General features: G+C 50.6%; 22 protein-coding genes, 1 pseudogene, 1 riboswitch and 1 other annotated feature. Of the genes and pseudogenes, 7 read left to right on the forward strand and 16 right to left on the reverse strand.

Annotated elements, in window-relative coordinates:
- Nucleotides 1–241 precede the first annotated feature (241 nt).
- On the reverse strand, nucleotides 242–1798 hold the full coding sequence (locus OIN60_RS09815) for a 2-isopropylmalate synthase (RefSeq protein WP_305754697.1): 1557 nt from the start codon (nucleotides 1796–1798) through the stop codon (nucleotides 242–244).
- Nucleotides 1799–1893: 95 nt separating this feature from the next.
- Nucleotides 1894–2128, reverse strand: a binding site (T-box leader).
- Between the two features lie 129 nt (nucleotides 2129–2257).
- Here OIN60_RS09815 and OIN60_RS09820 point away from each other — a divergent pair.
- Complete coding sequence (locus OIN60_RS09820) at nucleotides 2258–2875, forward strand: TetR/AcrR family transcriptional regulator (protein ID WP_305754698.1); 618 nt, start codon at nucleotides 2258–2260, stop codon at nucleotides 2873–2875.
- A 71-nt stretch (nucleotides 2876–2946) separates the two neighbouring features.
- Complete coding sequence (locus OIN60_RS09825) at nucleotides 2947–4146, forward strand: MFS transporter (RefSeq protein ID WP_370872457.1); 1200 nt, start codon at nucleotides 2947–2949, stop codon at nucleotides 4144–4146.
- A 132-nt stretch (nucleotides 4147–4278) separates the two neighbouring features.
- Here OIN60_RS09825 and OIN60_RS09830 read toward each other — a convergent pair whose 3' ends face one another.
- The 3 genes from OIN60_RS09830 to OIN60_RS09840 all read right to left on the reverse strand — a co-directional run bounded on the left by OIN60_RS09830 (nucleotide 4279) and on the right by OIN60_RS09840 (nucleotide 6561).
- Nucleotides 4279–4923, reverse strand: a complete 645-nt coding sequence (locus OIN60_RS09830; RefSeq protein WP_305754699.1) for a class D sortase — start codon at nucleotides 4921–4923, stop codon at nucleotides 4279–4281.
- A 73-nt stretch (nucleotides 4924–4996) separates the two neighbouring features.
- Nucleotides 4997–5866: a LysR family transcriptional regulator gene (locus OIN60_RS09835; protein WP_305754700.1), complete on the reverse strand. Its 870-nt coding sequence runs from the start codon at nucleotides 5864–5866 to the stop codon at nucleotides 4997–4999.
- A gap of 230 nt (nucleotides 5867–6096) precedes the next feature.
- Nucleotides 6097–6561, reverse strand: a complete 465-nt coding sequence (locus OIN60_RS09840) for a DinB family protein (protein WP_305754701.1) — start codon at nucleotides 6559–6561, stop codon at nucleotides 6097–6099.
- A 219-nt stretch (nucleotides 6562–6780) separates the two neighbouring features.
- Here OIN60_RS09840 and OIN60_RS09845 point away from each other — a divergent pair, with 219 nt between their 5' ends.
- Genes OIN60_RS09845 through OIN60_RS09865 form a run of 5 tightly spaced genes read left to right on the forward strand, consistent with a single transcriptional unit; the run spans nucleotide 6781 to nucleotide 11883 of the window.
- Nucleotides 6781–7893: an iron-containing alcohol dehydrogenase family protein gene (locus OIN60_RS09845; protein WP_305754702.1), complete on the forward strand. Its 1113-nt coding sequence runs from the start codon at nucleotides 6781–6783 to the stop codon at nucleotides 7891–7893.
- A gap of 34 nt (nucleotides 7894–7927) precedes the next feature.
- Entirely contained in the window at nucleotides 7928–9007 is a 1080-nt protein-coding gene (locus OIN60_RS09850; RefSeq protein ID WP_305754703.1) for an ABC transporter substrate-binding protein, read from the forward strand.
- A gap of 33 nt (nucleotides 9008–9040) precedes the next feature.
- Nucleotides 9041–9823 (forward strand): ABC transporter permease subunit, encoded by a 783-nt coding sequence (locus tag OIN60_RS09855; protein ID WP_305754704.1) that lies wholly within the window; start codon nucleotides 9041–9043, stop codon nucleotides 9821–9823.
- A 23-nt stretch (nucleotides 9824–9846) separates the two neighbouring features.
- The gene (locus OIN60_RS09860) at nucleotides 9847–10623 is read left to right on the forward strand and encodes an ATP-binding cassette domain-containing protein (RefSeq protein ID WP_305754705.1); all 777 of its coding nucleotides are present in this window, start codon (nucleotides 9847–9849) and stop codon (nucleotides 10621–10623) included.
- Nucleotides 10624–10650: 27 nt separating this feature from the next.
- Nucleotides 10651–11883, forward strand: a complete 1233-nt coding sequence (locus OIN60_RS09865; protein ID WP_305754706.1) for an aminotransferase-like domain-containing protein — start codon at nucleotides 10651–10653, stop codon at nucleotides 11881–11883.
- Between the two features lie 386 nt (nucleotides 11884–12269).
- On the opposite strand, the pseudogene OIN60_RS09870 reads toward OIN60_RS09865, so the two are convergent.
- The 12 genes and pseudogenes from OIN60_RS09870 to gabT form a co-directional block, all read right to left on the reverse strand.
- Nucleotides 12270–12500: pseudogene (locus OIN60_RS09870) on the reverse strand (ArsR/SmtB family transcription factor); the annotation flags it as partial.
- Nucleotides 12501–12856: 356 nt separating this feature from the next.
- Nucleotides 12857–13414 (reverse strand): NADPH-dependent FMN reductase, encoded by a 558-nt coding sequence (ssuE, locus tag OIN60_RS09875; RefSeq protein ID WP_305754707.1) that lies wholly within the window; start codon nucleotides 13412–13414, stop codon nucleotides 12857–12859.
- The gene (locus OIN60_RS09880; protein ID WP_305754708.1) at nucleotides 13411–14757 is read right to left on the reverse strand and encodes an LLM class flavin-dependent oxidoreductase; all 1347 of its coding nucleotides are present in this window, start codon (nucleotides 14755–14757) and stop codon (nucleotides 13411–13413) included. The genes ssuE and OIN60_RS09880 overlap by 4 nt, the downstream gene beginning before the upstream one ends.
- 24 nt (nucleotides 14758–14781) lie before the next feature.
- A complete protein-coding gene (locus OIN60_RS09885) occupies nucleotides 14782–15939 on the reverse strand; it encodes an amidohydrolase (protein ID WP_305754709.1) in 1158 nt (385 codons plus the stop codon).
- Nucleotides 15940–15979: 40 nt separating this feature from the next.
- The gene (locus OIN60_RS09890) at nucleotides 15980–16993 is read right to left on the reverse strand and encodes an LLM class flavin-dependent oxidoreductase (protein ID WP_305754710.1); all 1014 of its coding nucleotides are present in this window, start codon (nucleotides 16991–16993) and stop codon (nucleotides 15980–15982) included.
- A gap of 85 nt (nucleotides 16994–17078) precedes the next feature.
- Nucleotides 17079–17789: an amino acid ABC transporter permease gene (locus OIN60_RS09895; protein WP_305754711.1), complete on the reverse strand. Its 711-nt coding sequence runs from the start codon at nucleotides 17787–17789 to the stop codon at nucleotides 17079–17081.
- Nucleotides 17786–18574, reverse strand: coding sequence for an amino acid ABC transporter permease (locus OIN60_RS09900; RefSeq protein ID WP_305754712.1), 789 nt, complete (start codon nucleotides 18572–18574; stop codon nucleotides 17786–17788). Before OIN60_RS09900 ends, OIN60_RS09895 begins: the two co-directional genes overlap by 4 nt.
- Before the next feature lie 39 nt (nucleotides 18575–18613).
- Nucleotides 18614–19456, reverse strand: coding sequence for a transporter substrate-binding domain-containing protein (locus OIN60_RS09905; RefSeq protein WP_305754713.1), 843 nt, complete (start codon nucleotides 19454–19456; stop codon nucleotides 18614–18616).
- Nucleotides 19453–19989 carry a GNAT family N-acetyltransferase gene (locus OIN60_RS09910; RefSeq protein WP_305754714.1) on the reverse strand — a complete coding sequence of 179 codons (537 nt, stop codon included), beginning with the start codon at nucleotides 19987–19989 and terminating at the stop codon, nucleotides 19453–19455. Before OIN60_RS09910 ends, OIN60_RS09905 begins: the two co-directional genes overlap by 4 nt.
- Before the next feature lie 199 nt (nucleotides 19990–20188).
- Nucleotides 20189–21205, reverse strand: coding sequence for an ABC transporter substrate-binding protein (locus OIN60_RS09915; RefSeq protein WP_305754715.1), 1017 nt, complete (start codon nucleotides 21203–21205; stop codon nucleotides 20189–20191).
- Nucleotides 21202–22194, reverse strand: coding sequence for a FecCD family ABC transporter permease (locus OIN60_RS09920; protein ID WP_370872490.1), 993 nt, complete (start codon nucleotides 22192–22194; stop codon nucleotides 21202–21204). Before OIN60_RS09920 ends, OIN60_RS09915 begins: the two co-directional genes overlap by 4 nt.
- A gap of 309 nt (nucleotides 22195–22503) precedes the next feature.
- Nucleotides 22504–22706: riboswitch (cobalamin riboswitch) on the reverse strand.
- Nucleotides 22707–22761: 55 nt separating this feature from the next.
- Complete coding sequence (gene gabT, locus OIN60_RS09925; RefSeq protein WP_370872458.1) at nucleotides 22762–24117, reverse strand: 4-aminobutyrate--2-oxoglutarate transaminase; 1356 nt, start codon at nucleotides 24115–24117, stop codon at nucleotides 22762–22764.
- Nucleotides 24118–24119: the final 2 nt, after the last annotated feature.

Raw genomic sequence — 24119 nt, forward strand, 5'->3', positions numbered from 1 at the left:
TATCAGACTGCCTCAACGTCGAGAACTTTTGCTTCCTTACTCAGACTGTCCCCCTCCGGGTTGAAAGGGAAAGGGGTAAAAAACGTGGGAGTCAAAGAGACGCTTTTGACAGTCTCGTTCATATCAGCGATTGGAGGAATGCTTCGTTCTCGGAGCGTCTCCCCACGCACGAAAAGAGTGCCCCGCCCCAAGCCCTGAATTGTTTCAATTATGACATGATACACAGCGATTGAGGCTTCTTTTAATGGCTTTTTGCAGCTTCCTCTTCGGTACTGGCTGTGTCCAGTAATGCCGCGTTGATGCCGTTCAAGAAAGCTAACGCACTGGCTTTGATAATATCCATGTCCATGGCCCGCCCGGAATAGGTTTTGCCTTGATAATCGATTTGAATATTGACCCGGCCGATGGCTTCTTTGCCGCCGGATATGCTGTTAATTTTGTAATGCTTTAATGTCACGTCCAACCCGGTCAATGTTTTGATGGCGCTATACAACGCATCAATCGGGCCATCCCCCACGGCGCTTCCCTTCAACGGCTGGCCGTTCCTGCTTAATTCGATTGTTGCGGTTGGATTCAGATTGTTGGTGATCACCTGGAATGAATCCAATTCGTACAAGGAATGGCCACTGTGCGCTTGTTCACGAATGCTATTGACCAAGTAGAAGATATCGTGATCATATACTTCCTTCTTCATATCGGCGAGAGCAATAAATTTCTGGAACAGCGCTTCGAACTCGGCCGCTTCGCCTGTTGCAAAGCCCATCTTCTCCACCGCATGCTTGAAGGCATGCCGTCCAGAGCGCGCAGTCAAAATCAATTCCATGCTCTCTGCGCCGACTTCCTCAGGGGACATAATCTCATACACGTTCTTATCCTTAAGCAATCCGTCCTGATGTATGCCGGAGGAATGAGCAAATGCGTTATCACCTGTGATGGCTTTGTTCACCTGAACATCGAGTCCTGTCAGATAGGTCAGCAACCTTGAAGTTCTGAGCAGCTCTGTCGTTTGAATACGCGTCGTGCACTGATAGCGGTTCTCTCTTACTTTCAGAGCCATGACCACTTCCTCCAAAGAAGTGTTGCCTGCTCTTTCGCCCAATCCGTTGATCGTGCACTCGATTTTATCCGCTCCGTTCTTGATCGCGCTGAGCGTATTCGCAGTGGCCAGCCCGAGATCATTATGGCAATGGACGCTAAGAATGGTTTTGTCGTTTATATTTTTCAAGCGTTCGTTGATTCTATGGATCAAGTCTCCGAATTCTTCCGGCTCCGCGTATCCGACCGTATCGGGAACATTGATCATGGTTGCGCCTGCCTTCACAACAGCCTCGATGGTTTTCCACAAATATTCAAAATCCGCCCGGGACGCATCCTCCGTGGAATATTGCACCTGGGGCAGCAGTGTTTTGGCATATTTGACCGCATCCACCCCCATTTGCAGCACGGCATCCTTGGAACGGTTGAATTTTTTCTCCACATGAATGTTCGACGCACCCAGCACAATATGAATGAGCGGGTCCTGCGCCAATTTCACGCTTTCATATACGGCATCAATATCGCTCTGCACTGCCCTGGCCAAGGCCGTGATCGATACGCTATCGCCCACACTGCGAGCAATCTCCTGTACGGCTTGAAAGTCTCCTGCTGAAGATGCCGGAAAACCTGCTTCGATGATATCTACCTGGAGCCGCTTCAGTTGCTGGGCAAACTCCACCTTTTGCTTCACATTCAATTTTGCGCCCGGAACCTGTTCTCCATCACGCAAAGTAGTATCCAGTACGATAACGCTGCGATTCATCTGAAGTTCCTCCTCCATCCATTATAGAAGCATCTATAATCAAGCGGTGTTGGTCAAACCCGGACTTTCACCAACCAAAAAAACCCCGTCTCTATTATAGAGACGAGGTTTAACCCGCGGTACCACTCTAATTCATATCCAATATGGAAAATGATCTCTTTCGATGGCTGTCACCATCTATCCTTGTAACGGCGGAATCCCGGCTAACCCTACATTGTCAGGCCAGCAGTTCATAGACGAGTTCAAGGTGCTCGACACTACCGCTTCTCACCACCCAGCGGCTCTCTGAAAGGTTGTGTCACCTTTACTATTTCTAATCAGCACATTTTGGATATGGAATTTACAGGTGATTATAATGGGCTTAAGCGCACTTGTCAATGGGATAGTAAAGTTGCTCTTGCAAGATTACAGTGCTATAATACTGAACGGACGTTCGGTGTATGAATTGAGGTGAGTACCATGAACCAGAAACAGCTTCAAAGCGAACAAACGAAGAAAAAAATAGCAGATGCGGCTCGGATGCTTTTTATACAAAAAGGCTATAAAGCGACTTCAATTGAAGATATTGTAGGAGCAACCGGCAGCAGTAAAGGAAATATCTATTACCACTTCAAGAGTAAGGAAGGCTTGTTCCTTTATCTTATGGAGGAATGGGATCGCGAGTGGAGCCTCAATTGGAGCCAAAATGTGCACCTCTATAAAACAACCGCTGATAAGCTCTACGGCATGGCCGAGCAGCTAGCATCTGACGATTTAAACCACCCGCTGACGAAGGCTGCGGATGAATTTTTCCACAATGAAGAAAAGACATCTGAGGTAGAGTCCAGAATGGCCAAGATGATGGCAGATCATTTGGAATTTAATCAGAAGCTGCTGCAGGAAGGAATCGACAGTGGTGAATTTTGCCCGAATCATGCGGAACGCCTTGCCGTTATACTGGAAGCACTCTTGTTCGGAGCCAGCCAATTATCGCGTAACCTTACTCCAGATAAAACGCGCATGCTCTATCAAGACGCCATCACTGTCTTTCTAAATGGCATGTCCCGGAATACGCTAAAGGGGACCGGTGACGAGTAATCGTACTTTATTCTTCTGCGCATCAATACAAAACGAACGTTCAGTATAGGAAAATATGGAGGACCCTTACGATGTCATTGCTTCTTAGAAATAGGGGAGCGATTCTGCTCCTCATGCTTAATATTTTCATTATTTTCACAGGTATTGGCTTGATTGTTCCTATTATGCCTAGTTACATGAATATGCTGCATATTAATGGGAGCATGCTGGGCTTGCTGGTCGCTGCTTTCTCAATTACGCAGCTTATTTTCTCACCGCTGGCAGGCCGGCTGTCTGATACTATTGGCCGCAAGAAGGTTATTCTGGCCGGTATGCTGCTTTTTGCCGTCTCGGAGTGGATGTTTGGCGCTGTCAGCACGCTGCCCCTCCTCTTTCTTGCAAGAATGCTGGGCGGGATTAGTGCTGCCTTAGTTATGCCTGCCGTTATGGCTTACACGGCGGATGTCACCACCGACGAAGAACGCGGTAAAGGGATGGGGTTTATTAACGCGGCCATCACAACAGGCTTTATCATCGGCCCCGGGATTGGCGGATACATTGCGGAATTCGGGATTCGTATCCCCTTCTATGCTGCTGCAGTTGGCGGCTTGCTCGCCATGCTTCTTAGCGCTCTCTTTCTGCCTGAAGTTTCGAAGGACGCACACGCCCAAAATGCGGTTAAGCCAGTACAAATCGGTCTGCTGAGACAACTCATGAACTCCTATCGTGCGCCTTATTTTATCAGCCTGATCGTCGTGTTCGTCGCTTCCTTCGGACTGGCTAATTTTGAAACGGTGTTTGGACTGTTTGTCGATCATAAATTCGGCTTTACGCCAAAAGATATTGCCTTCATTATTACATTTGGTTCGGTCGCTGGAGCCGTCGTGCAGATTACCATCTTTGGTTGGATCATTAACCAGTTCGGGGAGAAAAAAGTGATCACCGTGAGCCTCTTCGTCTCTGCTCTCTTCACCGTCCTTGCGCTCTTGGTGCACAGTTTCTGGTTAATGGTTGCCGTTACCTTTGTTCTATTTCTTGCGATCGATCTCTTGCGTCCCGCCATCGGCACGCAAATGTCCAAGTTCGCTGCTGAGCAGCAGGGTTACGTGGCAGGTCTAAATTCAGCCTTTACCAGCCTTGGCAATATCATTGGTCCAATCGTGGCAGGCGCGCTATTTGACTTTAATATAGGCTATCCTTACTTGCTGGCTGGTGTTGTTTTATTTTTGGGCTTCATACTTTCCTTTAGGTCCAAAGAAACGCCACATAGTGCAGTGAAATCTGAGAACTAAGATATAAGCATCCAGAGATAAAAGCCGGACTCCCCGATTTTGGAGGTCCGGCTTTTTACGGTCGCTTGAGGCTGCTTATTCTGGCTTCCATGATTCATTGTTCCGCTCAGAGAGAGTCGCCACGCAACCGTTCTACAGCTTAGCCTGAACGATCAGGCGCTGATCTCCTCCAGGAGTACAAGTGATCAATGTCAAAATGGCCTCCTGTCCCCTTTCGGAGAGTACGGAAAGGTCAGTCGGCTCAACCACCTTAATCCGATCGACGGTGTAAATAAAGCTTCCTGAAGGGGTGGATACCGAAATGGTATCGCCCATCTTCACTTCATCTAGCCTGTTGAACAGCCGTCCTTCGGTTCTTGCCCGGTGAGCCGCTACTGCTGTATTCCCTACGGCCCCAAGCTCCGCAGTTCCGGTCATGTGCACAGCCGCATGGCGCATATTTTCCTCGGTTGCTCCTTCCAGAACTGGGAGTTTAACATCGATAACTGGAATCTCAATAACCGCAATGGGTGTCTTTCCATCCACACTCTGCAACAGCTCAGGCTGAACAATCGGCTCTGATTCAACGGCTTCCGTCTCCTCCAGGAGGCGGGATGCCCGTTGAAATTCAGATGCCAAAGACCGGGCCTGACTGTTGTTTTGCTGCTGTGCTTCCCACAGCTCCGTCTTCTGCATCAGCTCATTCTGCTTATGATCTTCAATCTGCTCGATCAGCTTGGGAGCGATGATGATCAGGACTCCGAGCAGAATCAGCAGGTATGGCAGCAGTTTACGCATTTGTTTTCATCCTCCTCTTATTCAACAAGTATATAAAAAAAAGCACCTCATGTCCTCCTTTCCAAGCGACTTCTCAGACAAAGCGGTCCGAGACGAGAAACTGCACCATTTCCGAATGCTCGCCACTCAGGCTGATGATATTCGTCTGCAGTGCAACACCCGCTACTTCAGATACATCTATCGGAACAAGAAGCCGGTCGCGTACTTCATTACGTACGCATACTCCTGGCAGAAAGCAGACCCCGACTTTGTTCAAAACGAGCTTCTTGGCCATCTCTGCGTTATCGGTATGAATATGAATCGCAGGAGGCTTGTTCAGGCTTTGGAATACCCGGTGAACCCGCAGCCAATCCAGAGCCCCGCATTCAAAGAAGACGAACGGCTGATCAACGATCATGTCTGCCGATGCTTCTGTTATCCCTGCCAAAGGATGGTCTGCATACACGTATAGACGAATCGGGTCCTCGTAATACTTCACGGATTGCAGGTACGGATGACTTACACTGCGGACGAAGCCGATATCGAGCTCCCTGTTCAGCACCTTGGCTACAATGTCATCGGTAGTGGATGTTGTCACCTTGATTTGCAGCCCCGGATATTCCGCCTTTAGCTTGGGCAGCAGCTCTGGAATAATATAGTTGGAGACGGAGACGGTGCATCCAATCCGCAGCTCATTCGGGATCTTCCCCTGTCTTTGGATATGCTGCTTCCCCTTCTGGTAAATTTGCAGTAGTTGCTGAGCATAAGGCAGAAACTGCCTTCCTTTCTCGGTCAATTGCACCTGCTTGCCCAACCGATCAAACAGCCGGCAGTCCAGCTCACGCTCCAGCGTTTGAATTCTTGCGGTAACCGACGGCTGTGACAGAAATAATATTTCTGCGGCCTTATTAAAGCTTCCGTAATGAAATACATAGACAAAAGCCTCGATGTTTTCAATATTCATACACACTTCTCCTGCTTGAATCAGAATAGGATTTACCTCTCCAAAGCAAAAAGAGACCTCCAAAGCAAATAACCCGTGCATCTCTCTCAGGTTACATGCCTTGCAAGGTCTCCGGTTGACCGGTTGATTATCCTATACTTTACAGTTCTATAGCCAAGTATGTCAATAAGATTTTAGATATTAAACTCCCGAATCGTGACGTAGGCCTCATAAATGATATACTGCAGCCTTTAAGCGTCGTACGCCTGTTTGATTCGCTCGATTTGCCCTAGATGATTGTGTACATGCTTCGTAAAACCGTTAACGACATCGGCGACCCGCACGGTTTCCCCTTTGGCGTTAACGGCGGCTTTCACCCAATCTTCGTCGCTCAAACGTTGAAATAGATGGCCGTTGTATTCGAGCAGGTGTCCGAATAGCGCCAAAATGTCGGCCTTTTCTCCCTCATTCGCTTTCTGCCCGCTCACCCACGCATCTTGATCGAAAGCCGGCAGCTTTACCGTCGTGCCTGCCAGAATGTCACGGATTCGGAATGAGACGACGATATTATGATCGGCAAGATGAGCCAGCACCTCGGTCACGCTCCACGATTCCGGGTCTGCCTTCCAGGTTAATTGCTCTTTATTTAATTCTTCTGTAGCTTGAGCTAGCTGTCGGCGCGTATCAAGGTATGCCTGAATATCAACTTGACTCATCTGATTTCCTCCCTTTCTATTCCCACCTTCTCACTTGGATATAACCAAACTTTACCATCCTTGTTCTCATGTGACTAATAGAATCGATCTATGTTTGTATTGAAAAGATTAATTGGACGCTATGGAATAGCAGTGTTAGGGTTGCAATATATTTGACTTTATCAATCGGAATAATTGTAATTACACCCCGAACAACGATGACAAAGGAGTGAACGAAACATGATCAGTGTAAAAGCACCCGATCATTATTGGAATGAACCTGACATTTTGTTGAAAAGCGGTCCGCTGATCGCACCCTATGGCAAGAATGCTTTTGTTGTCACAGGGCAAAAAGCCCTGAACGCAGTAGGCCACGCATTCTTCGAAAGCTTGAAGCAGGCGGGAATCGCCCACACGATTGCCTCCTTCGGTGGAAAAGTCACGATAGCTGAAATCGAAGTGTATACCGCTCAAGCTTCCGCCCAGCAAGCGGATGTGATCATTGGGGTTGGTGGAGGCAAGGCTCTTGATCTTGCCAAAGCGGTCGGCGGCAAGCTCCGGCTGCCGGTCATTGCTGTCCCGACTATAGCAGCAACTTGCGCATCCTGGGCGGCTGTCTCCATACTCTACGACGATCTGGGCCGTTCCTCGGAATATTTGATGAATGAACGTTCACCGGCATTGGTCCTTGTGGATACGAGGGTGATTGCTTCTGCCCCTAAACGTTATTTAGCTTCAGGCATTGGCGATACCATTGTGAAATGGTATGAAATCGCCGTGAATTTAAGCGAAGAGTCTGGCGAGCTCGATATTCAAATCGCAGGCCAGACCGCCAAGCTGGCGCTGGACAGATTGCGCAGCCACGCGTTGGCTGCTTATGAAACGGCTGGAAGCGGGAAAGTGACCCCTGCCCTTACAGAGACGATCAATGACATCATCGTCCTCGCGGGCCTAGCCGGAACCGTTCAGGGTTCCAAGCCCCGTGCCGCGATTGCCCACGCTATTCACAACAGTTTAACCTTTGTCCATCAGACCAGTGATACCCTTCACGGCGAGAAGGTAGCTTTCGGACTGCTTGCTCAGACGGTGCTTGAAGGAAGAGCTGGGGACGAAATCGATGAGCTGGCGGTATGGCTGCATAGCTTCGGGCTTCCAATTACACTTCGTGGACTGGGGATCACCGGGGACTCGGCAAGTATCACGCTTGAAATCGCCAAAAGGGTTCAACTGCGGGAAGATGCGACGACAGGCTTAGCCTTCGCTGTAAATGAAGCAAGCCTTGCCGAAGCCATACAACAAGCGGATCAATGGGGGCAGCGCATTCAGCAGGAATCTGTTTACGCTAATTCATAAAACGTTATTTATAGAGGAAAGGTGGAATCCCGGTATGCTTCAGATCAAAACATGGCCTACTCTTTTTACTGTTTCCTTAATGAGCCTTATATTGGTGGCCGGCTGTGGCAGCAATTCTGCCTCCTCAGGGGATTCGAAAGCATTGACGACGCCCTCTTCAACTCCGGCGGCAGGGTCCGGCGAGCCTTCTTCCGTTGACCTCAGTAAAGTTACGTTACGTGTCGGTCAGACGGGCTGGAGCAATTTGGAGCTGGGCTTTAAGGCCGCAGGACTGAGCGATACCCCGTATCAGGTTCAATACAGTGTATTCCAGGGCGGTAATCTGCAGTTGGAGGCGATGGCGGCGAATAATCTGGATTTGAGCTCCACAAGTGAAATCCCCCCTCTTTTCGCTTCCCAGGCGGCAAACGGAGGAAACTTCAAAATCATCGCCTCGTTCGAGTCCACAACGCTAAATCAAGAGCTTGTCGTTCCAAAGGGCTCTCCGATCAAAAGTGTAGCCGAGCTGAAAGGGAAAAAGGTAGCTTATGTGAATGCTACAACAGCCCATTACTTCCTGGTGAAAATGCTGGAATCGGCAGGCTTGTCCTGGGAGGATATCGAACCCGTGCCATTATCGACATCGGACGGTTTAAGCGCATTAATCAGCGGCAAAGTGGACGCACTCGCAAGCTATGGCAACGCGATTATTACCGCTCATCAGAATGGGGCGACGGTATTGGCCAGCGCCAAGGATATTCTATCCGGAAATTTCTTGTATGAGGCCAGTCCCCAAGCGATTAGTGATCCGGCCAAACACGCTGCGATTGTTGATTTCTTGAGTCGTCTGAACAAATTTTACGCCTGGACCCGCAGCAACCAGCAGCAGTGGGCCGAAATTACGGCTGCTAACACCAAGCAGCCTGTCGAGCAAGCGCTCAATACACTGAAACAAGGGGAAGAACAGCAGCCATCCCGACTCTCCTCCAACTTCGAGAAGGCCATCGCTTCCCAACAGGAGGTTGCTGATACGTTGGCCGGGCTAGGTCTTCTAGAGAGTGATATAGATGTTGGCTCTATTTGGAGCAGGAAGTTTGAAGAGGAGCTGAAACAAATAACGGCGCAATCCGAGTAGAAATGATGACTTTAAGGAAGGAGAGTAGTGCCATTGAAATCACCTAAATCAAAACGGCTCTTCCAGCAAGCGGCCCCCTGGATTATTCCCCTACTGATTCTTCTCGCCTGGCAGACGCTCACCGGCACTGGCATGATTGCCAATAACGTGCTGCCGCAGCCGCTTCAAGTATTGAACGCTCTTATCAGCATGCTGAAATCCGGCGAGCTATTGACTCATATCGGAATTAGTGCCAAACGTGCGTTTAGCGGTTTTCTAATCGGTGGCGGCCTCGGATTTCTATTTGGTTTAATCAACGGCTTTTGGCGCACAGCCGAAAGACTGACCGACTCGTCCATCCAGATGATCCGCACGATCCCCCATCTTTCTCTGATTCCGCTGGTCATTATCTGGTTCGGGATTGAGGAGCCTGCCAAACTGGTGCTGGTCTCACTTGGCGTCTTTTTCCCGATTTATTTGAACACGTTCCATGGCATCCGGTCGATTGATCCGGGTTTGGTTGAGATGGGGCAAGTATATGGTTTAAAACGCTTCAGACTCTATCTGCATATCTTTTTGCCGGGAGCGCTGCCTTCCATTCTGGTCGGCGTTCGTTACGCTCTTGGCATCATGTGGCTGACGTTGATCGTCGCCGAGACGGTAGCGGCTAATTCCGGATTGGGGTATATGGCCATGAATGCGCGGGAATTTTTTCAGATGGATGTCATCGTCCTGAGTATCTTGATCTATGCGCTGTTAGGCAAGCTATCTGACAGCGCAGCAAAGCTGCTGGAGAAGTGGTGGCTGCAGTGGAACCCAAACTATTCGGCACGATAAATCAATGAAGGGAGACACAAAGCATGCCGCAGAAAACAGAGGGGTCCCATATTCATATTCATCAGATTTCGAAGCGATTTGACGAGCATCCGGTATTAACGGACGTAAATGTTACGATTGAGCAAGGGGAATTTATCGCGATTGTAGGACGGAGCGGATGCGGAAAAAGCACGTTACTCCGGTTAATCGCGGGCCTGGATCAGCCTTCCGAGGGCTCTATCTATCTTGACGGCCAAGGTGTCGACACAGGGCATGAGGATACACGAGTTCTGTTTCAGGAGGCGCGTCTTCTTCCCTGGAAACGCGTGCTTGATAACGTGCGTATCGCCGCCGTCAATCAAGATAAAGCAAGCGCTGCGGAGGCATTGGCATTGGTTGGGCTGGATGAGCGCGGAGGTGATTGGCCGAGGGTGCTTTCCGGAGGACAAAAACAAAGGGTCGCTTTGGCACGGGCGCTGGTAAGCCGGCCCCGTCTCCTGCTGCTGGATGAGCCGCTTGGCGCATTGGATGCTCTAACCCGAATTGAAATGCAGCAATTGATTGAACGGCTGTGGCTGGAACAAGGATTCACCGTCATATTGGTTACACATGATGTCAGTGAAGCCGTTGCTCTGGCGGATCGTGTGCTTCTGATCGAGCATGGGAAAATCGCGATGGACGTCACGGTAAGTATGGCGCGTCCGCGAGAACGGGATAACACCTTCGTTCACTATGAGAACCGCATTCTGAACCGGGTCTTAAACAAGGATACTCGGGACACAGAGCTCATGCAGTCCAGAAAGCTTACGTACTCCATTTGAAAGATAACTTTCGCGAAAGCGGGTGAAATGATGACCACGCCATTCGAAGCCTTTTCATTTGCCAAACGAATCCCTTCCACGCCGTCCATCGGCAGCACCACCGTCACAAAGCCGGATCATATCCATCTCTCCTTCGGTTTCGCCGCGCCACATTTATTCCCCATTGAAGAGCTATCCCAGGCGGCTTATGAAGCAGTATCACTGCATGGAAGAACAGCGCTGCAGTATTCTGGCTCAGGCGGCCCACGTAAAATCCTTGAATGGATTCAGAATCGCTCACTCGTTCATGGAATCCAGGCGGAATTACCGCAAATTCTGGTGACTTATGGCTCAACCCAAGGCATTGATATAGCGGCGAGGATTTTACTCGATCCGGGGGATCATGTATGGGTGGAATCCCCCTCCTTCTTCAGTGCGCTGCAGGCTTTCCGCGCTGCGGAGGCGGTGATCACCTCCTTCCCTATCGATGAGGATGGACTGCGTGTCGATTTGGTGGAGAATGCTCTTCTCGAAGCTAGGCGACAAAACAAGCCCATACCCAAATTCGTTTATACGATGCCTACCTATCATAATCCTGGCGGCGTCACCTTAACGACCGAACGGCGAGCACGCTTGGCGGAATTGGCCGAGACCTATAATTTTTTTATCGTTGAAGATGATGCCTACTCGGAACTGAACTTTACCGGCAACAAGTATCCTCCCCTCTATACGCTGCTGCCGGGGAGAGTTATCTATCTGAATACCTTCTCCAAAATTATTGGCCCCGGTCTGCGACTGGGATGGATGATCGCTGACAGACGGGTTATCGATAAGGCAAGACTGCTGAATCTTGGCGGCAGCATTGGCGTGTTTACACAGGAAATTTTGGCGCAATTGCTCGATCGTCTTGCCTTTCAGGAGCATGTGGATCAGTTAAGTCAGCATTACCACAAGCAAAGAGATATCATGGCGGAGGCTATCAAATCCAGCTTTGGAGATCATGTGACATTTCATTTGCCTGAAGGCGGCTTTTATATATGGCTAAGATTCGGCGAGGCTGTAAATACGAGCGACTTTCTGCGGGAAGCGGCAGAGCGAGGCGTCAGCTTCGTGGATGGAAAAAGCTTTTTTGCAAAGCCGGAAGGGTATCATTATGCAAGGCTATGCTTCAGCTATGTGAGCGAGGAGCAAATCTTGCGGGGTGTGAATATTTTGGCGGATGCTTATTTTGCTTATGAGGAGCAGCGACTCTTTGGAGTGACAAAGCAGCGGCATCTGTAGTGTTTGCGTTCTTTCGCAGGTTGTAAGGCGCTCCGAGAACGAAGCATTCCTCCAATCGCTGTTACCCCCGAATTTCAATGATTATACTTTTTAGCTGTAGAAATTCGGGGGTAAAGGCGAACGCTACCGCTTTTCCGGAATCGCTTCGTCCTCTCCGCTGCATCGTGCATATCCATACCTAAAACCAAAAAAAGATAGGGGTAGCGTCAGGAAAATGCGGACTTACAACGTTAAGCATATAAAAATCCCAATTCCCCTTTATGTATTACGGGAAATCGGGATTTCGTTATTCAACAAAAGCACCCGTTTCTGGAACAAGCATAACAGTATTTAAAATACTTACTGTCAATAAAGTGAAGTTATTCCCTGTTGGGGTAGTTCCCTTTTTCCAATTCCTTAAACGGTTCCGGCCGCAGCCTGTAGATTCGCGAATTGGCAACTGCCTGCACTTTGACAACCCCCGCCTTGCTTAATACATGAAGATGTTTTGATACCTGGGGCTGGCGAAGTTCAAGCCGATCAGTAATTTCTCTTACGGTGAAAGGGCCTTCGCGTAAAAGTTCAACAATGTGCAAACGATTGGGTTTGGCAAGAGCACTCCATTCTGTCGTATACATTGTTTTTTCTACAATCTGTCCATTCGAATTTTCATAAATCTTGGAGATCTTTTTCAAGTGGACCATCATTTCTTTGAATTTTTCATGCCGTCTGAAGTTCTTCCAAAAGCTCAGCCAATTTACCGTTAATGGTCATTGAAAGTCCTTCCTTCATGCCCATTTTCAACGTTGTCTCGAGTTCTTCGGCTGAATCAAACTCGATCCGAACCGTAAGATTGGTGCCTGAAGGAGCCAACGCAGCTTGCTCGAAGCCTCCCTAAGCTTTGTAAGACTATCTCTGCTTAAGCTAAAGCATAGCAGTTAAATACGAGTTATTTATGCGATGTACTAAGGGACGGTTGAAGCTGGTATCTCCTTTAATGCGTTAACGTCGACCTCGGGGCATATCCGCCCAGTTCGGCCACCAGTTCAGCCAATGCGTCATCCAGACGCTCTTTTAGTTTCTCCGTTAGCTTGAACCCACCGTCTTCCAAGCGGCCCACCCATTGATCCACGGAAAATACACCGCCGAGAATGCGGGTTCCGCCCAAGGCGGCAACCACTGACTTCAGCGCGTAATCAACAGCAAGCAGATGCATGACCGATTGTCCGATGAACAGAGGGAGCACGGGTTTGTCCGCAAATCCTTTTTGCGGGATCAGATCCAATATTGTTTTCAGTGCCCCCGAATAAGCGGCCTTATAGAGCGGACTCGCGATAACAATGGCATCAGCCTCCTCAATCACGGAAACAGCATTCTGGATGACCGGATGGCTGAAGTCGGCTCTAAGCAATTCCTCTGCAGGCAGCTCTGTTGCTGACACGACAGCAACACTGTAGCCGGCAAGCGTAAGCTGCTCTTCCAAATAGTCTGTCAGTCCGAACAAACGGGAGCCCTCCTTCGGGCTCCCAATAATAAAAACGATCCTGCTCATTTTGCTCCTCCTTGCCCTGCAGTTGCCTTCTTTCTGGCATAGCGGTTTTCTGGCACAGACAGCCCCAGATTGCCGCGCAGGGTGTCGCTTTCATATTCGGTTCTGTAAATGCCTCTCTCCTGCAAAATCGGCACGACCAGGTCCACAAATTCCTCAAGACCTTTTGGGACAGCAGCTGTAATCATAAACCCGTCAGCAGCCTCCGCTTCAAACCATGCCTGAATTTGATCCGCTACCTGCTCAGGGGTTCCAATGAAGCCGCTGCGCGGCGTCGCCGATTGAAGCGCCACCTGCCTAAGCGTCAGTCCTTTCTCTCTAGCATTCTTTTTAATTTTGTCCGTACCGCTTTGGAAGCTGTTTTTACCGAGATCCCCTACATCCGGGAACGGTTCATCCAGCGAATACTGGGAGAAATCATGGTGCTCAAAAAATCTGCCTAGATAATTCAGCGCATTCTCAATGGTCACCAGCCCGGCAACCTCCTGATATTTGCGTTCAGCCTCCTCCGGTGTGCTGCCGATTATCGGCGCAATGCCCGGAAAGATCAGCACCTCCCCCGGATTTCGCCCAAAGGCGGCCACACGATCTTTGACGTCCCGATAAAACTCCGCCGCCTCCGCCAGCGTCTCATGACCGGTAAATACCGCATCAGCTTCCCTTGAGGCGTAATTTTTACCAACCTCGGATGATCCCGCCTGGAAGATGACGGGCTGACCCTGCTTGGAGCGGGCGATGTTCAGCGGTCCTTTAACCGAGAAGTACTTGCCTTCGTGATTTAAGGGATGCATTTTTTGCGGATCAAAAAACACACCCGTTTCCTTATCCCGCACAAATGCATCATCCTCCCAGGAATCCCACAGACCGCGGGTGACTTCAAGGTATTCGGCTGCGATGTCATACCGCTTGTCGTGCTCGGGATGCTCTTTCCCGCCATAGTTCAGGGCCGAGCCCTCTAGCGGGGATGTTACGACATTCCACCCGGCGCGTCCACCACTGATCATGTCCAGCGAGGCAAATTGACGGGCTACTGTAAAAGGCTCGCTATAGGTGGTCGACAATGTGCCGACAAGCCCGATATGCTTACTCACGGCGGCTAATGTGCTCAGAATCGTGATCGGCTCAAACCGGTTCAGAAAGTGGGGAATCGACTTCTCGTTAATGTACAAACCATCTGCAATAAAAATCAGGTCAAACTTGCCCGCCTCAGCCTTTTGAATCCAACGTTTGTACAACTCAAAATCTACGCTTGCGTCAGGCAACGCGTCCGGATGACGCCACATCGACGTTCCTCCACCTACACCGTGCAGAAGCGCCCCCAGTTTTAGCTGTTTATGTTTGACCATATTTCATCCCCTCATTTCTGCGTACTAGTTCTCTTCCGGTGCCTTGGCATACTCCGCAAGCGTTCGTATTGCTGCACCGGCTAAATAATCCGCTGCAATCGGCAGTGCCCGTTCGTCCAGATCAAATGCCGGATGATGCCACTCCCGTTTGCCCGACGTGCCCAGAAAAACAAATAAACCCGGAACATGCTTCTGATATACGGCAAAGTCTTCACCCGCAGGTGATGGGGCAGGAATAACCGGCTGCAGCCCCAAACGCTCTGTCTCCTCCCAGGCCAGCTTCGCCAAGGTCTCATCATTGAGAACCGGAGGAGGCCCCTCGATCCAGCGAATGGATGCGCTAGTTCCATAAGCGGCTGCGACTCCTTCAACCACTTGAGTGAATCGTGTAAGCACCCGATTGCGAACCTCCTCATCAAACGTGCGGATCGTTCCCTCCAGCACTGCTTGCTCGGCAATCACATTCCAGGCCGTGCCGCTGTGAAGCTTGGTTACACTGATGATGGCACTATCAAGGGCACTAACATTGCGGCTGACAATGGATTGCAGCGCTGTAACCATATATGATGCCGTTACAATTGGATCATTACCTGCTTCAGGCACCGCCGCATGGGAGCCGATTCCCTTGACTTCAATTACAAATCCGTCTCCGCCAGCCATAAGCGGACCGTGCTTAATGCCGATTGTGCCTACCGGCAGATCAGGCTTGTTGTGCAGGCCGAATATGGCCCGGACGTTTTCAAGAGCGCCGCTTTCAATCACCAGGCGAGCGCCAGAGGCTTTTTCCTCAGCAGGCTGGAATAGCAAGCGAACGGTACCCTCAAGCTCTTCCTCGCGCTCTTTGAGCAGCCAGGCTGCTCCAATAAGCGAAGCGGTATGGAAATCGTGGCCGCAAGCATGCATTTTGCCCGGAACAACAGAGGCGAACGGCAGCTCTGTTTCCTCTTGTACAGGCAGCGCGTCGATATCCGCCCGAAGCGCGATGACGGGTCCTCCGTGCTTGCCGCCCACTTCTGCTATTACACCCGTCCGAAGCGGGTATTCCAGAATGCGTATGCCTAATGCTTCAAGCCAGCGCCTGATTCTTGCCGTCGTCTCGAACTCTTCATTCGACAGCTCTGGATATTGATGCAGTTCTCTCCGAATTTCCGTCAAGCGGCCAGCCAGTGATGCAGCGCTCAATAGCTTTGTCTCCTTGCTCACACACAACTACCCCTTCCGTTTATAAAGTCTTAACCTCTGCGAACGCTTCGCTGAGTAGCTCGTATGAGCGCAGCCGTTTTTCGAACGGTGTTATGTTGGTGGTGACAATGAACTCGTTAACGCCGGTTGCTTCCTGCAGCGCAAGCAATTTATCACGGACGGTCTCCTTAGAGCCTGCGGTGATCAAGGGCACCTTTTCCTCAATCGTGTACGGCTCATTGGCCTGGCGACCGAACTCTTCAGCTTGTTCCAGCGTGCTGAGCGTAACCGTGCGACCGCCGGCCAAATATACCTTCACCAGCTTTTGGGATGGAATCAGGCTTTGCGCTTCTTCATCGGTATCCGCCACGATTGCTGACAGCGCCATAATAATTTGCGGCTTCGTCCCCGCCCCGCTATTAAAATTGGCCCGATATCGATACACTGCTTCAACAGCGGCTTGCTCATCACCGCCAATAAATAATGAGAATACGTAGGGAAGTCCCAAGCTTGCGGCAAGCTCGCTGCTGCTGCTGGTCGCTCCCAGCAGATGAAGCACGGGGGCAATCGGTGGAATCGGAGTTGCCTTCAATCCGGCGAGCGGACCGCCTTCGTCCAGATCAACTGCCAAATACTTGCGCAGCTCAATAATTTTGTCTGTCAAGGATAACGGATTTACAATATTTGTTTGCAGCGCCTGTGTACTGCGAGGCAGTCCGCCAGGCGCACGGCCAATGCCAAGATCGATCCGGTCAGGGGCAAGCGAGGCAAGCACATGGAAATTCTCTGCAACCTTATATGGACTGTAATGCTGCAGCATAATACCTCCCGAGCCGATGCGGATGCGAGACGTCTTCGCCAATAGATACGACATCAATACTTCCGGCGACGATCCTGCCAGTTGCTCCGAATCGTGATGCTCCGATACCCAGAAGCGCTTGAAGCCAAGTTTTTCCGCTTTTTGTGCCAATATAACCGTATTCCTGAGAGCCTCCACAACTGTTTCACCCGGGGAAATCGGGCTTTGATCCAAAACGCTTATTGTAATCGTCATTGCTTTCTGCCTCCTAGATGGAATAGCTTGGCTCTTCCTTCGGTCTGCCGATGTGCATGACTCCGTCGCTCGGCCTTTAACTTGATCAAGCCACGCCTCCCTTTCTGTAAATGTTAATTCTACGTTCGATCATCCCGGTAATCCGCTCGATCAGAATCGTCAATGCCCAGAAAATGATCGCTGCGGCGAGGTATGCCTCAAAAAACCTCCAGTTGGTTGAAGCGACGATCTGGGCTTTTGCGTTCAAATCAACCACCGACACCGTAAATGCCAGCGTTGAACCGTGAAGCATACCGATGACCGAGTTGGATAAATTCGGCAAGCTAGCCGCCAATGCTTGAGGAAATACGATGCGGCGCAGCGCCTGAGACGTGGTCATGCCAACAGACCAGGCCGCTTCCACCTGCCCCCGGTCCACAGCCTGCAGTCCGGAACGGACTACCTCGGACATATAAGCGCCGGCTGTGATCGAGAAGGAGATGAAGGCAAAAGCGATCATGGGGATTTTTGCCGAGCTCCATCCTAGCCCCAGCAGAGCCGACAGTCCATCAACGATCATCGGCAAGCCGAAATAGATTAACAGCAAATGAGTCAGCATCGGTGTTCCGCGAATGAAGGTCACATAGGCTGTGGAAAACTGGGAAAGCACCGGGGTGCGCCGCATTCGAAAAAGTGCCGTGGCGGTGCCGATCACAAAACCGCAAGAAACAGAGACGACTGTAATGTACAGTGTAGTCGGGATCGCGGATAACAACTGGACGAACGCCGTCCAAATGAAGGAGGGATCCAGATTCATAACCGTACCCCCCCTTCTTGCCCAGGTTGGGCTTTCGTGGACAATCGTCCCGGTAAAAAGCGTCTGCGGGTGGCAAACGGGCTGCTGCTTCCCTCATCCCGTCGCAAATGCCGCTGCAGTCTCCGTTCCGCAATGAGCAGAATCCGCTCCAGTGTCATACTGATCACTAGGTAAATGAGGGCAAGCGAAAGATAGGTTTCAATGAAATGCTGGGTTAACGATCCAAGCGTTTGCGCCTTGCCGGTCAGCTCCATTACGCCCAGTGTAAAGGCAAGGGAAGTATCCTTAAGCATGGCAAGCACCAAATTGGAGAAGACGGGTATGGCAATGGCCAGCGCCTGCGGCAGCACGATCCGGATTAAGGCTTGATATCCCGTCATTCCGATCGCATAAGCCGCCTCCACTTGCCCGCGGTTTACAGCCAGGACCGCAGCCCGTATGTTTTCAGAAATGTAGGCCGCGGCATGAAGCCCAAACGTTAAGACAACAAAATACAGAACAGGCAGCTTCGTGATATTAACCGAGAGGAGCTTTAAAAACTCCGGAAGCCCGTAGTAGAACAAGAAAAGCAGAATTAGAATCGGCGTTCCGCGAAAAAAGGAAACGTAAACCGCCGATAAATGCCGCAGAATAGGAATTTTGTACAGGCGAGGCAGAGCCACCAACAGCCCCGCCACCATGCCCAGCACAATTCCTCCCGCTACGATGAGCAATGTAACGCCCAACGTGTCCAGCAGCTTGGGGATAAATTGAAATACATAGGTGATATCGAAGCCGTATTCCATCTTACGGTCTCACCTTTCCGTTAAAATGCTTATATCGTGTCACGAAGCGTTTTCTGTAAAGTCGTCGCCCAGCCACTCCGTGCTCAGCTTGCCCAGCGTCCCGTCGGCTTTGATCTCCTTCAGCGCGGCATCGATTTCATCCGCCAGCTTCTGCGCCTCGGGATCATTTTTGCGGAAGACAAACAGAATATCCGCTTCAGACAAGCTGTCGCCTACGATTTTCAGTTTGGCTTGAGGATCGATCAAAGATAGCGTAAAATCCGCGCTTACGGTGGCCACGACCCGCCCGCTCGTGATTTGGCTGACCGTATCGTTCGCACTGCCGTTTTGGTATACAATCTCGATTTTCCGCTCATGCTCCTTATTGTAATTTTCTAGAATTTGCGCGGCGGCGCTTGTCGCGCTTGTCAGCACCTTCTTGCCGGCCAAATCGTCCAGAGTCTGGATGGAGTTGTTATCCTTGGCGACGACAATTTTGTTTTGCCAGTGCGCATAGGCCTCTTTGTTGAACAGATATTTCTGCTCACGCTCCGGGTTCTCCTCCATCTCATGGGCCACGAAATCGATTTTGTTCGTTTCAAGGCTTAGCAGCAGGTTGGAAAACTCCATCGTTTGAAACTCGAATTCATAATCGGGCAGACGGTTATCAATTTCTTTTACCAGCTCGACGTCAAATCCGGTCAGTTTGCCATTCTCATCAATAAAGCATACCTGGGGGAAGCCTGTTCCCGTACCGACGATAATCCTTTTTACCTCAGCGCCTCCTGAACTTCCTGAGGCCGCATTTTCCCCGTTTCCGTTATTGCTGCCAGCCGTTGAGCCGCAACCCGCGGTCACGATTGCAAGCACCAGTGCTGCTGACAACAGCCGCAATTTCTTCATCCTGTTGACCCCCGCCTTTTGCTTTTGATCATGGATTGTTCATAAGGGTTCACAACTTTGCGCAGCAGATGACCGACGCCGTCACCGTTGCCGGGATCAAAGGAATAGATGCTTTCATACCCTCTTCGCTCGTACATGGAGAGCAGCCATGGATGCTTTTCAGCGGTCCCCAGTGTTACCGCAGACGCGCCGAGCTTGTCACGTATGATACGAGTTTCCACCCAGTCGAGAAGCCTGCCGCCATATCCTTTGCCCTGATCGGCTGGGTCAACGGCAAACCATTTGATGAAAGGTAAATCTGTAATATGCTTTACATCGTCTCCTTTCGAAAGGGTAATGGTTGCAACGATCGTGCCATCTGCCTCCAGCACATAACATTCATTTTGCACAATATTCCCCTGGATCTGCTCCAGACTGGCGTTTGCAGCCGGCCAATGCAGCTCCAACTCACGGATCGGAGAATAAGCAGCAAATATTAAAGCACGCAGCCGTTCTGCATCAGGCAATCCTGCTAAACGAAACTGTTCGCCCATGGATGAACCCCCTTGCTTTTAAATTAATAATTCCTATGCGTATAGTAAGAATTAATGTGTTATTAATGTACCACCGACACCTGATCAGCGCTAATAGACTTTCTCTATCGTTCGATTGAAAAATGTGAAAAGCATACAAAAAAGACCAGGTCTCGTCATCTCAATGGAGATGGAAAGTACCTGGTCTCACCTGTTAGGGCTATTTAATCTCTTTTGTTTTATCAGGGTAAAACCCGCTGGCAAGAGTGCTTAAAGCCATGGGAGCACGTATCCCTTCTGCCGCTGCTGAAAGAGGCAGCACAACAAAGTGTTTGTTCTTGATTGCGGTAACATCTGCTAATGCAGCTTTGCCGAGAAGCAGAGCTTTCTTCTCTTCTACGCTTGTACTGCCATAATCGACGATGACGATGACATCCGGGTTGCGATTTACAATCTCCTCCCAACTGACCGTTGCCCAGCTTTTTTCGATATCATCAAAAATATTTTTTCCGCCTGCCACGTTGATCAGGCTCGTCAGGTAGGTGTTGGCGGCAGTAAATGCGGTATCTTCTCCACTGTCATAGACAAACACCTTGATGGGTTCACTGACCGTACCGATGCTGTCCTGAATTTGCTCAACTTCCCGTTGCATCTCATCTACAAGAGCTTGCGATCTCTCTTCGACACGAAAGATGCGGCCGATATTCAGGATATCCTGATACACATTCTCCAAAGACGGACTGGGCTTGTTGGAAGATTCCTGAACATAGGTGTACACGCCTTGCTCGGCGAGCTCAGCCCTGGAACCAAGCGTCTTTTCGGTAAAAGCGCTTGTCCAGCCGGCATACGCAAAATCCGGATTCGCCGAATAAAAAACTTCCTGCGATGGATATTCTTCTGAAAGCACCGGGATGCTGTCGTATTGTTTTTTGTATTCCGGAAGGATTTGGTCATCCAGATAAGCAGTCCCTACCATGTATTGTTCCAAGCCAAGCGCCAGCATGACCTCTGTGGCGTGCTGATTCAACGTGACCGCTCGCTTCGGCGGCTCGGTAAACATAAGCTTTTCGCCCATATTTTCTATTATAACCTGCTCTTCCCCTGTGCTCTCCTGGCTGGATGGCGATATAGCAGCCGTTTCTCCGGGATTGCCTGCACACGCAGACATCAGAAATATGAGCGCTGCTCCAACGATCCCCAGGATCAATGATGTTCTAAGCTTAAGCGAGACATTCATTTACCGTTCCCCCCAAATGAGTATGTACTTCTGCGCAACAGCCAAATGAAGAACGGTCCCCCGCATAAGGCTGTAACAATACCAATCGGCAGCTCCTCCGGTGCCAGAACGAGCCGTGCAGCCACATCAGCCCAAATCATAAATATCGCGCCGAGCAGCATGCTTAATGGCAGTACCCGGCGATGATCGGGGCCCGTCATCATTCTGGCAATATGTGGAATCATCAACCCGACGAATCCAATCGAACCACTTACAGAGACAATCGCTCCCGTCATCAGTGCGGTAATGACCACGAGAAGGATACGGAAAGCAGCAATGTTAACCCCCAGCGTCACGGCGGCCTCCTCCCCCATGAGCAAGGAGTTTAGCGAGCGATGCAGGAACAGCAGCACCGTGGTTCCCGAAGCAACGATAAGGGCCGGGACGGTTAAATGCTCCCACTTCGAGCCGGTTAAACTTCCCATCATCCAGTACATTGCAGAGCGAATGCCATCCGCATTGGGAGCCAACGTGACGATAAAGTTGGTGGCGGCAGACAGCATCATGGAAGTGACAATACCTGAAAGCAGCAATCTTGAGGTTGAAATTTCTCCCCCTACCTTGGCCAGAATGAAAACCAGAATCATAGCGAGCAGTGAGCCGATAAATGCTGAGAGGGATAGCGTATGCGTACCCAAAAAACGGAAGGCACCGAAAATAATAACGAGCGTCGCCGCTACGGATGCTCCTGAGGAAACGCCCAGGATGTAAGGATCGGCCAGCGAGTTGCGGGTAAGGGCTTGAATAGCCGCTCCTGTAACAGCCAGTCCGGCGCCAATGATGCCTCCCAGCAGGACTCTGGGGAAGCGGATATTCCACACAATATGTTCCTGGGCTTTCGTCCCTGCACCTTCAATCCAGCCATTCAGGAAAGGGATATGGGAAAAGGCGATATTCCACACCTGCTCAGGATGAATCCGCACTGGCCCAAGCATGATAGCGATGGTCATTGAAGCGATCAGGACAGCCGTCCATACGAATAGCTGAACCACAAACCACCCACGTTTAGCTTGGTGCCTTCCATTCATTACCTTGTTCATTTGACTCCTTTCCTTTCTCGTGCTTCAGGACGATCTTAAATTACACAGCAAAAAAGCACCCTCAATGGTATGAGAGTGCCTGTACTGGATCAAGGAAAAGCGCAGGGCCGTATCCAATCTGCATTTTCATCACCCCAACAGGAAATGAAAGCAACTGAAAGAAAAGCCCGACGACATGATCGTGAACCGTGCCGGCCACTCCCTATCCGCGTAGGTTTGTGACAATCAAAGAAACAGGCAGGTCTCCTGACTTGCGGATCTTCGCCGTCTGTGGCCTTCCCATCGAATAACGACAGTGACACGAACTTCCAGACTGGCTCCTCGCTTACAGTGGCGGGACCGTGCCGGATTTGCACCGGCTTCCCTTTTAAGACGAGGTTGCGCATTGCACACAACTCGTCACCTGATCTTTTAAAATATAAGATAATAAACAATTCATATGGTAGCATGAATAGAAGTGACTGTCCATTTCTGGGATTAAGCCTTGGCGTACATTTCCGCAAGCGACTCATTCATAATGTCAAGGCCTTCCTCCAACTGTTCATTAGTTATGACCAACGGAGTCAGGAAGCGGACCACGTTGCCGTGAATACCCGCAGTAAGCACAATGACGCCTTTATTATAACAGGCACGGACAAGGCTGGCTGCAACCGCTGATGCAGGCTTGCCAGACAACGGATCGGTAAATTCAACCGCACACATCGCTCCAAGGCCGCGGACATCACCAATGACGGGGAACTGCTGCTGCAGCTTTTCAAAATGGGACCTGATCCGCTGGCCGATTTGCTCTGCTCGTTCACTAAGGTTTTCCCGCTCTATCTGATCAATGACGGCCAGCGCGGCCACGCAGCCCAGCGGACTGCCGCCATAGGTTCCCCCGATCTCCCCCGGATGGGGCGCATCCATCAATTCCGCTCTTCCGACGACCGCGCTGATCGGCAGGCCCGCGGCAAGCGATTTGGATAGGGTTATCAGATCAGGCTCTATGCCAAAATGCGTGCTCGCAAACATCGTGCCCGTGCGTCCGAAGCCCGTCTGGATTTCATCCGCGATAAATAATATGCCGTGCTGTCTGCACAACTCGTATACGCCCTGGACGAAAAGCTTCGGCGGCACAATAAAGCCGCCTTCTCCCTGCACCGGTTCCATAATGACAGCCGCCAGTTCTTCAGGTGCCGCCTCGGTCAGCAGGAAATCCGCGAACTGGTCGAGACAGAAACGCGCATAATCTTCCTCGCTCATGGTAGCCGGACGATGATACGGATAAGGGTACACCGCTTTGTATGTAGCCGGAGCGAATGGACCCATTTGAAATTTATACGGCTTGACCTTGCTGGTTAAGCTCATGCCAAGCAGCGTGCGTCCGTGAAAGCCGCGTGTAAAGGAGACGATGCCGGGCTTGCCTGTATATTTGCGGGCGATTTTCACCGCATTCTCCACCGCTTCGGCCCCGCTGTTCAGGAGCACCGCTTTTTTGGCAAAAGAACCTGGAGCAAGCGCTGCCAGCTTCTCAGCCAACTCAATGTAGGGCTCATACATGCCGACATGAAAGCAAGTGTGCAGGAAACGCTCTGCCTGCTGCTGTACGGCCTGAACGACTCTCGGTGGGCAATGGCCGGCATTCATCGTGCCGATCGCGCCAGCGAAATCGAGAAACACGTTTCCGTCCACATCCGTCAGCAGCACGCCGCTGGCGCTGTCCACGAACAGCGGAAAGTTATTGCCGACGCCACCAGCTACGGCCGCTTCCCTTCTGCGGAGCAGCTCATCCGTCTTCGGCCCGGGAAGCGGGCTCTGAATCTTAGCATACTTGCGCTCTTTCGCTATCATCATCG

The organism is Paenibacillus zeirhizosphaerae, from assembly GCF_030705605.1.
In the GTDB taxonomy this organism is placed as follows: domain Bacteria; phylum Bacillota; class Bacilli; order Paenibacillales; family Paenibacillaceae; genus Paenibacillus; species Paenibacillus zeirhizosphaerae.

What these genes read in the sequence shown, in the direction of transcription:
- OIN60_RS09815 (WP_305754697.1), bottom strand. Translation starts at nt 1,798, where the DNA reads ATGAATCGCAGCGTTATCGTACTGGATACTACTTTGCGTGATGGAGAA.
- OIN60_RS09820 (WP_305754698.1), top strand. Translation starts at nt 2,258, where the DNA reads ATGAACCAGAAACAGCTTCAAAGCGAACAAACGAAGAAAAAAATAGCA.
- OIN60_RS09825 (WP_370872457.1), top strand. Translation starts at nt 2,947, where the DNA reads ATGTCATTGCTTCTTAGAAATAGGGGAGCGATTCTGCTCCTCATGCTT.
- OIN60_RS09830 (WP_305754699.1), bottom strand. Translation starts at nt 4,923, where the DNA reads ATGCGTAAACTGCTGCCATACCTGCTGATTCTGCTCGGAGTCCTGATC.
- OIN60_RS09835 (WP_305754700.1), bottom strand. Translation starts at nt 5,866, where the DNA reads ATGAATATTGAAAACATCGAGGCTTTTGTCTATGTATTTCATTACGGA.
- OIN60_RS09840 (WP_305754701.1), bottom strand. Translation starts at nt 6,561, where the DNA reads ATGAGTCAAGTTGATATTCAGGCATACCTTGATACGCGCCGACAGCTA.
- OIN60_RS09845 (WP_305754702.1), top strand. Translation starts at nt 6,781, where the DNA reads ATGATCAGTGTAAAAGCACCCGATCATTATTGGAATGAACCTGACATT.
- OIN60_RS09850 (WP_305754703.1), top strand. Translation starts at nt 7,928, where the DNA reads ATGCTTCAGATCAAAACATGGCCTACTCTTTTTACTGTTTCCTTAATG.
- OIN60_RS09860 (WP_305754705.1), top strand. Translation starts at nt 9,847, where the DNA reads ATGCCGCAGAAAACAGAGGGGTCCCATATTCATATTCATCAGATTTCG.
- OIN60_RS09865 (WP_305754706.1), top strand. Translation starts at nt 10,651, where the DNA reads ATGATGACCACGCCATTCGAAGCCTTTTCATTTGCCAAACGAATCCCT.
- ssuE (WP_305754707.1), bottom strand. Translation starts at nt 13,414, where the DNA reads ATGAGCAGGATCGTTTTTATTATTGGGAGCCCGAAGGAGGGCTCCCGT.
- OIN60_RS09880 (WP_305754708.1), bottom strand. Translation starts at nt 14,757, where the DNA reads ATGGTCAAACATAAACAGCTAAAACTGGGGGCGCTTCTGCACGGTGTA.
- OIN60_RS09890 (WP_305754710.1), bottom strand. Translation starts at nt 16,993, where the DNA reads ATGACGATTACAATAAGCGTTTTGGATCAAAGCCCGATTTCCCCGGGT.
- OIN60_RS09895 (WP_305754711.1), bottom strand. Translation starts at nt 17,789, where the DNA reads ATGAATCTGGATCCCTCCTTCATTTGGACGGCGTTCGTCCAGTTGTTA.
- OIN60_RS09900 (WP_305754712.1), bottom strand. Translation starts at nt 18,574, where the DNA reads ATGGAATACGGCTTCGATATCACCTATGTATTTCAATTTATCCCCAAG.
- OIN60_RS09905 (WP_305754713.1), bottom strand. Translation starts at nt 19,456, where the DNA reads ATGAAGAAATTGCGGCTGTTGTCAGCAGCACTGGTGCTTGCAATCGTG.
- OIN60_RS09910 (WP_305754714.1), bottom strand. Translation starts at nt 19,989, where the DNA reads ATGGGCGAACAGTTTCGTTTAGCAGGATTGCCTGATGCAGAACGGCTG.
- OIN60_RS09915 (WP_305754715.1), bottom strand. Translation starts at nt 21,205, where the DNA reads ATGAATGTCTCGCTTAAGCTTAGAACATCATTGATCCTGGGGATCGTT.
- OIN60_RS09920 (WP_370872490.1), bottom strand. Translation starts at nt 22,194, where the DNA reads ATGACCATCGCTATCATGCTTGGGCCAGTGCGGATTCATCCTGAGCAG.
- gabT (WP_370872458.1), bottom strand. Translation starts at nt 24,117, where the DNA reads ATGATGATAGCGAAAGAGCGCAAGTATGCTAAGATTCAGAGCCCGCTT.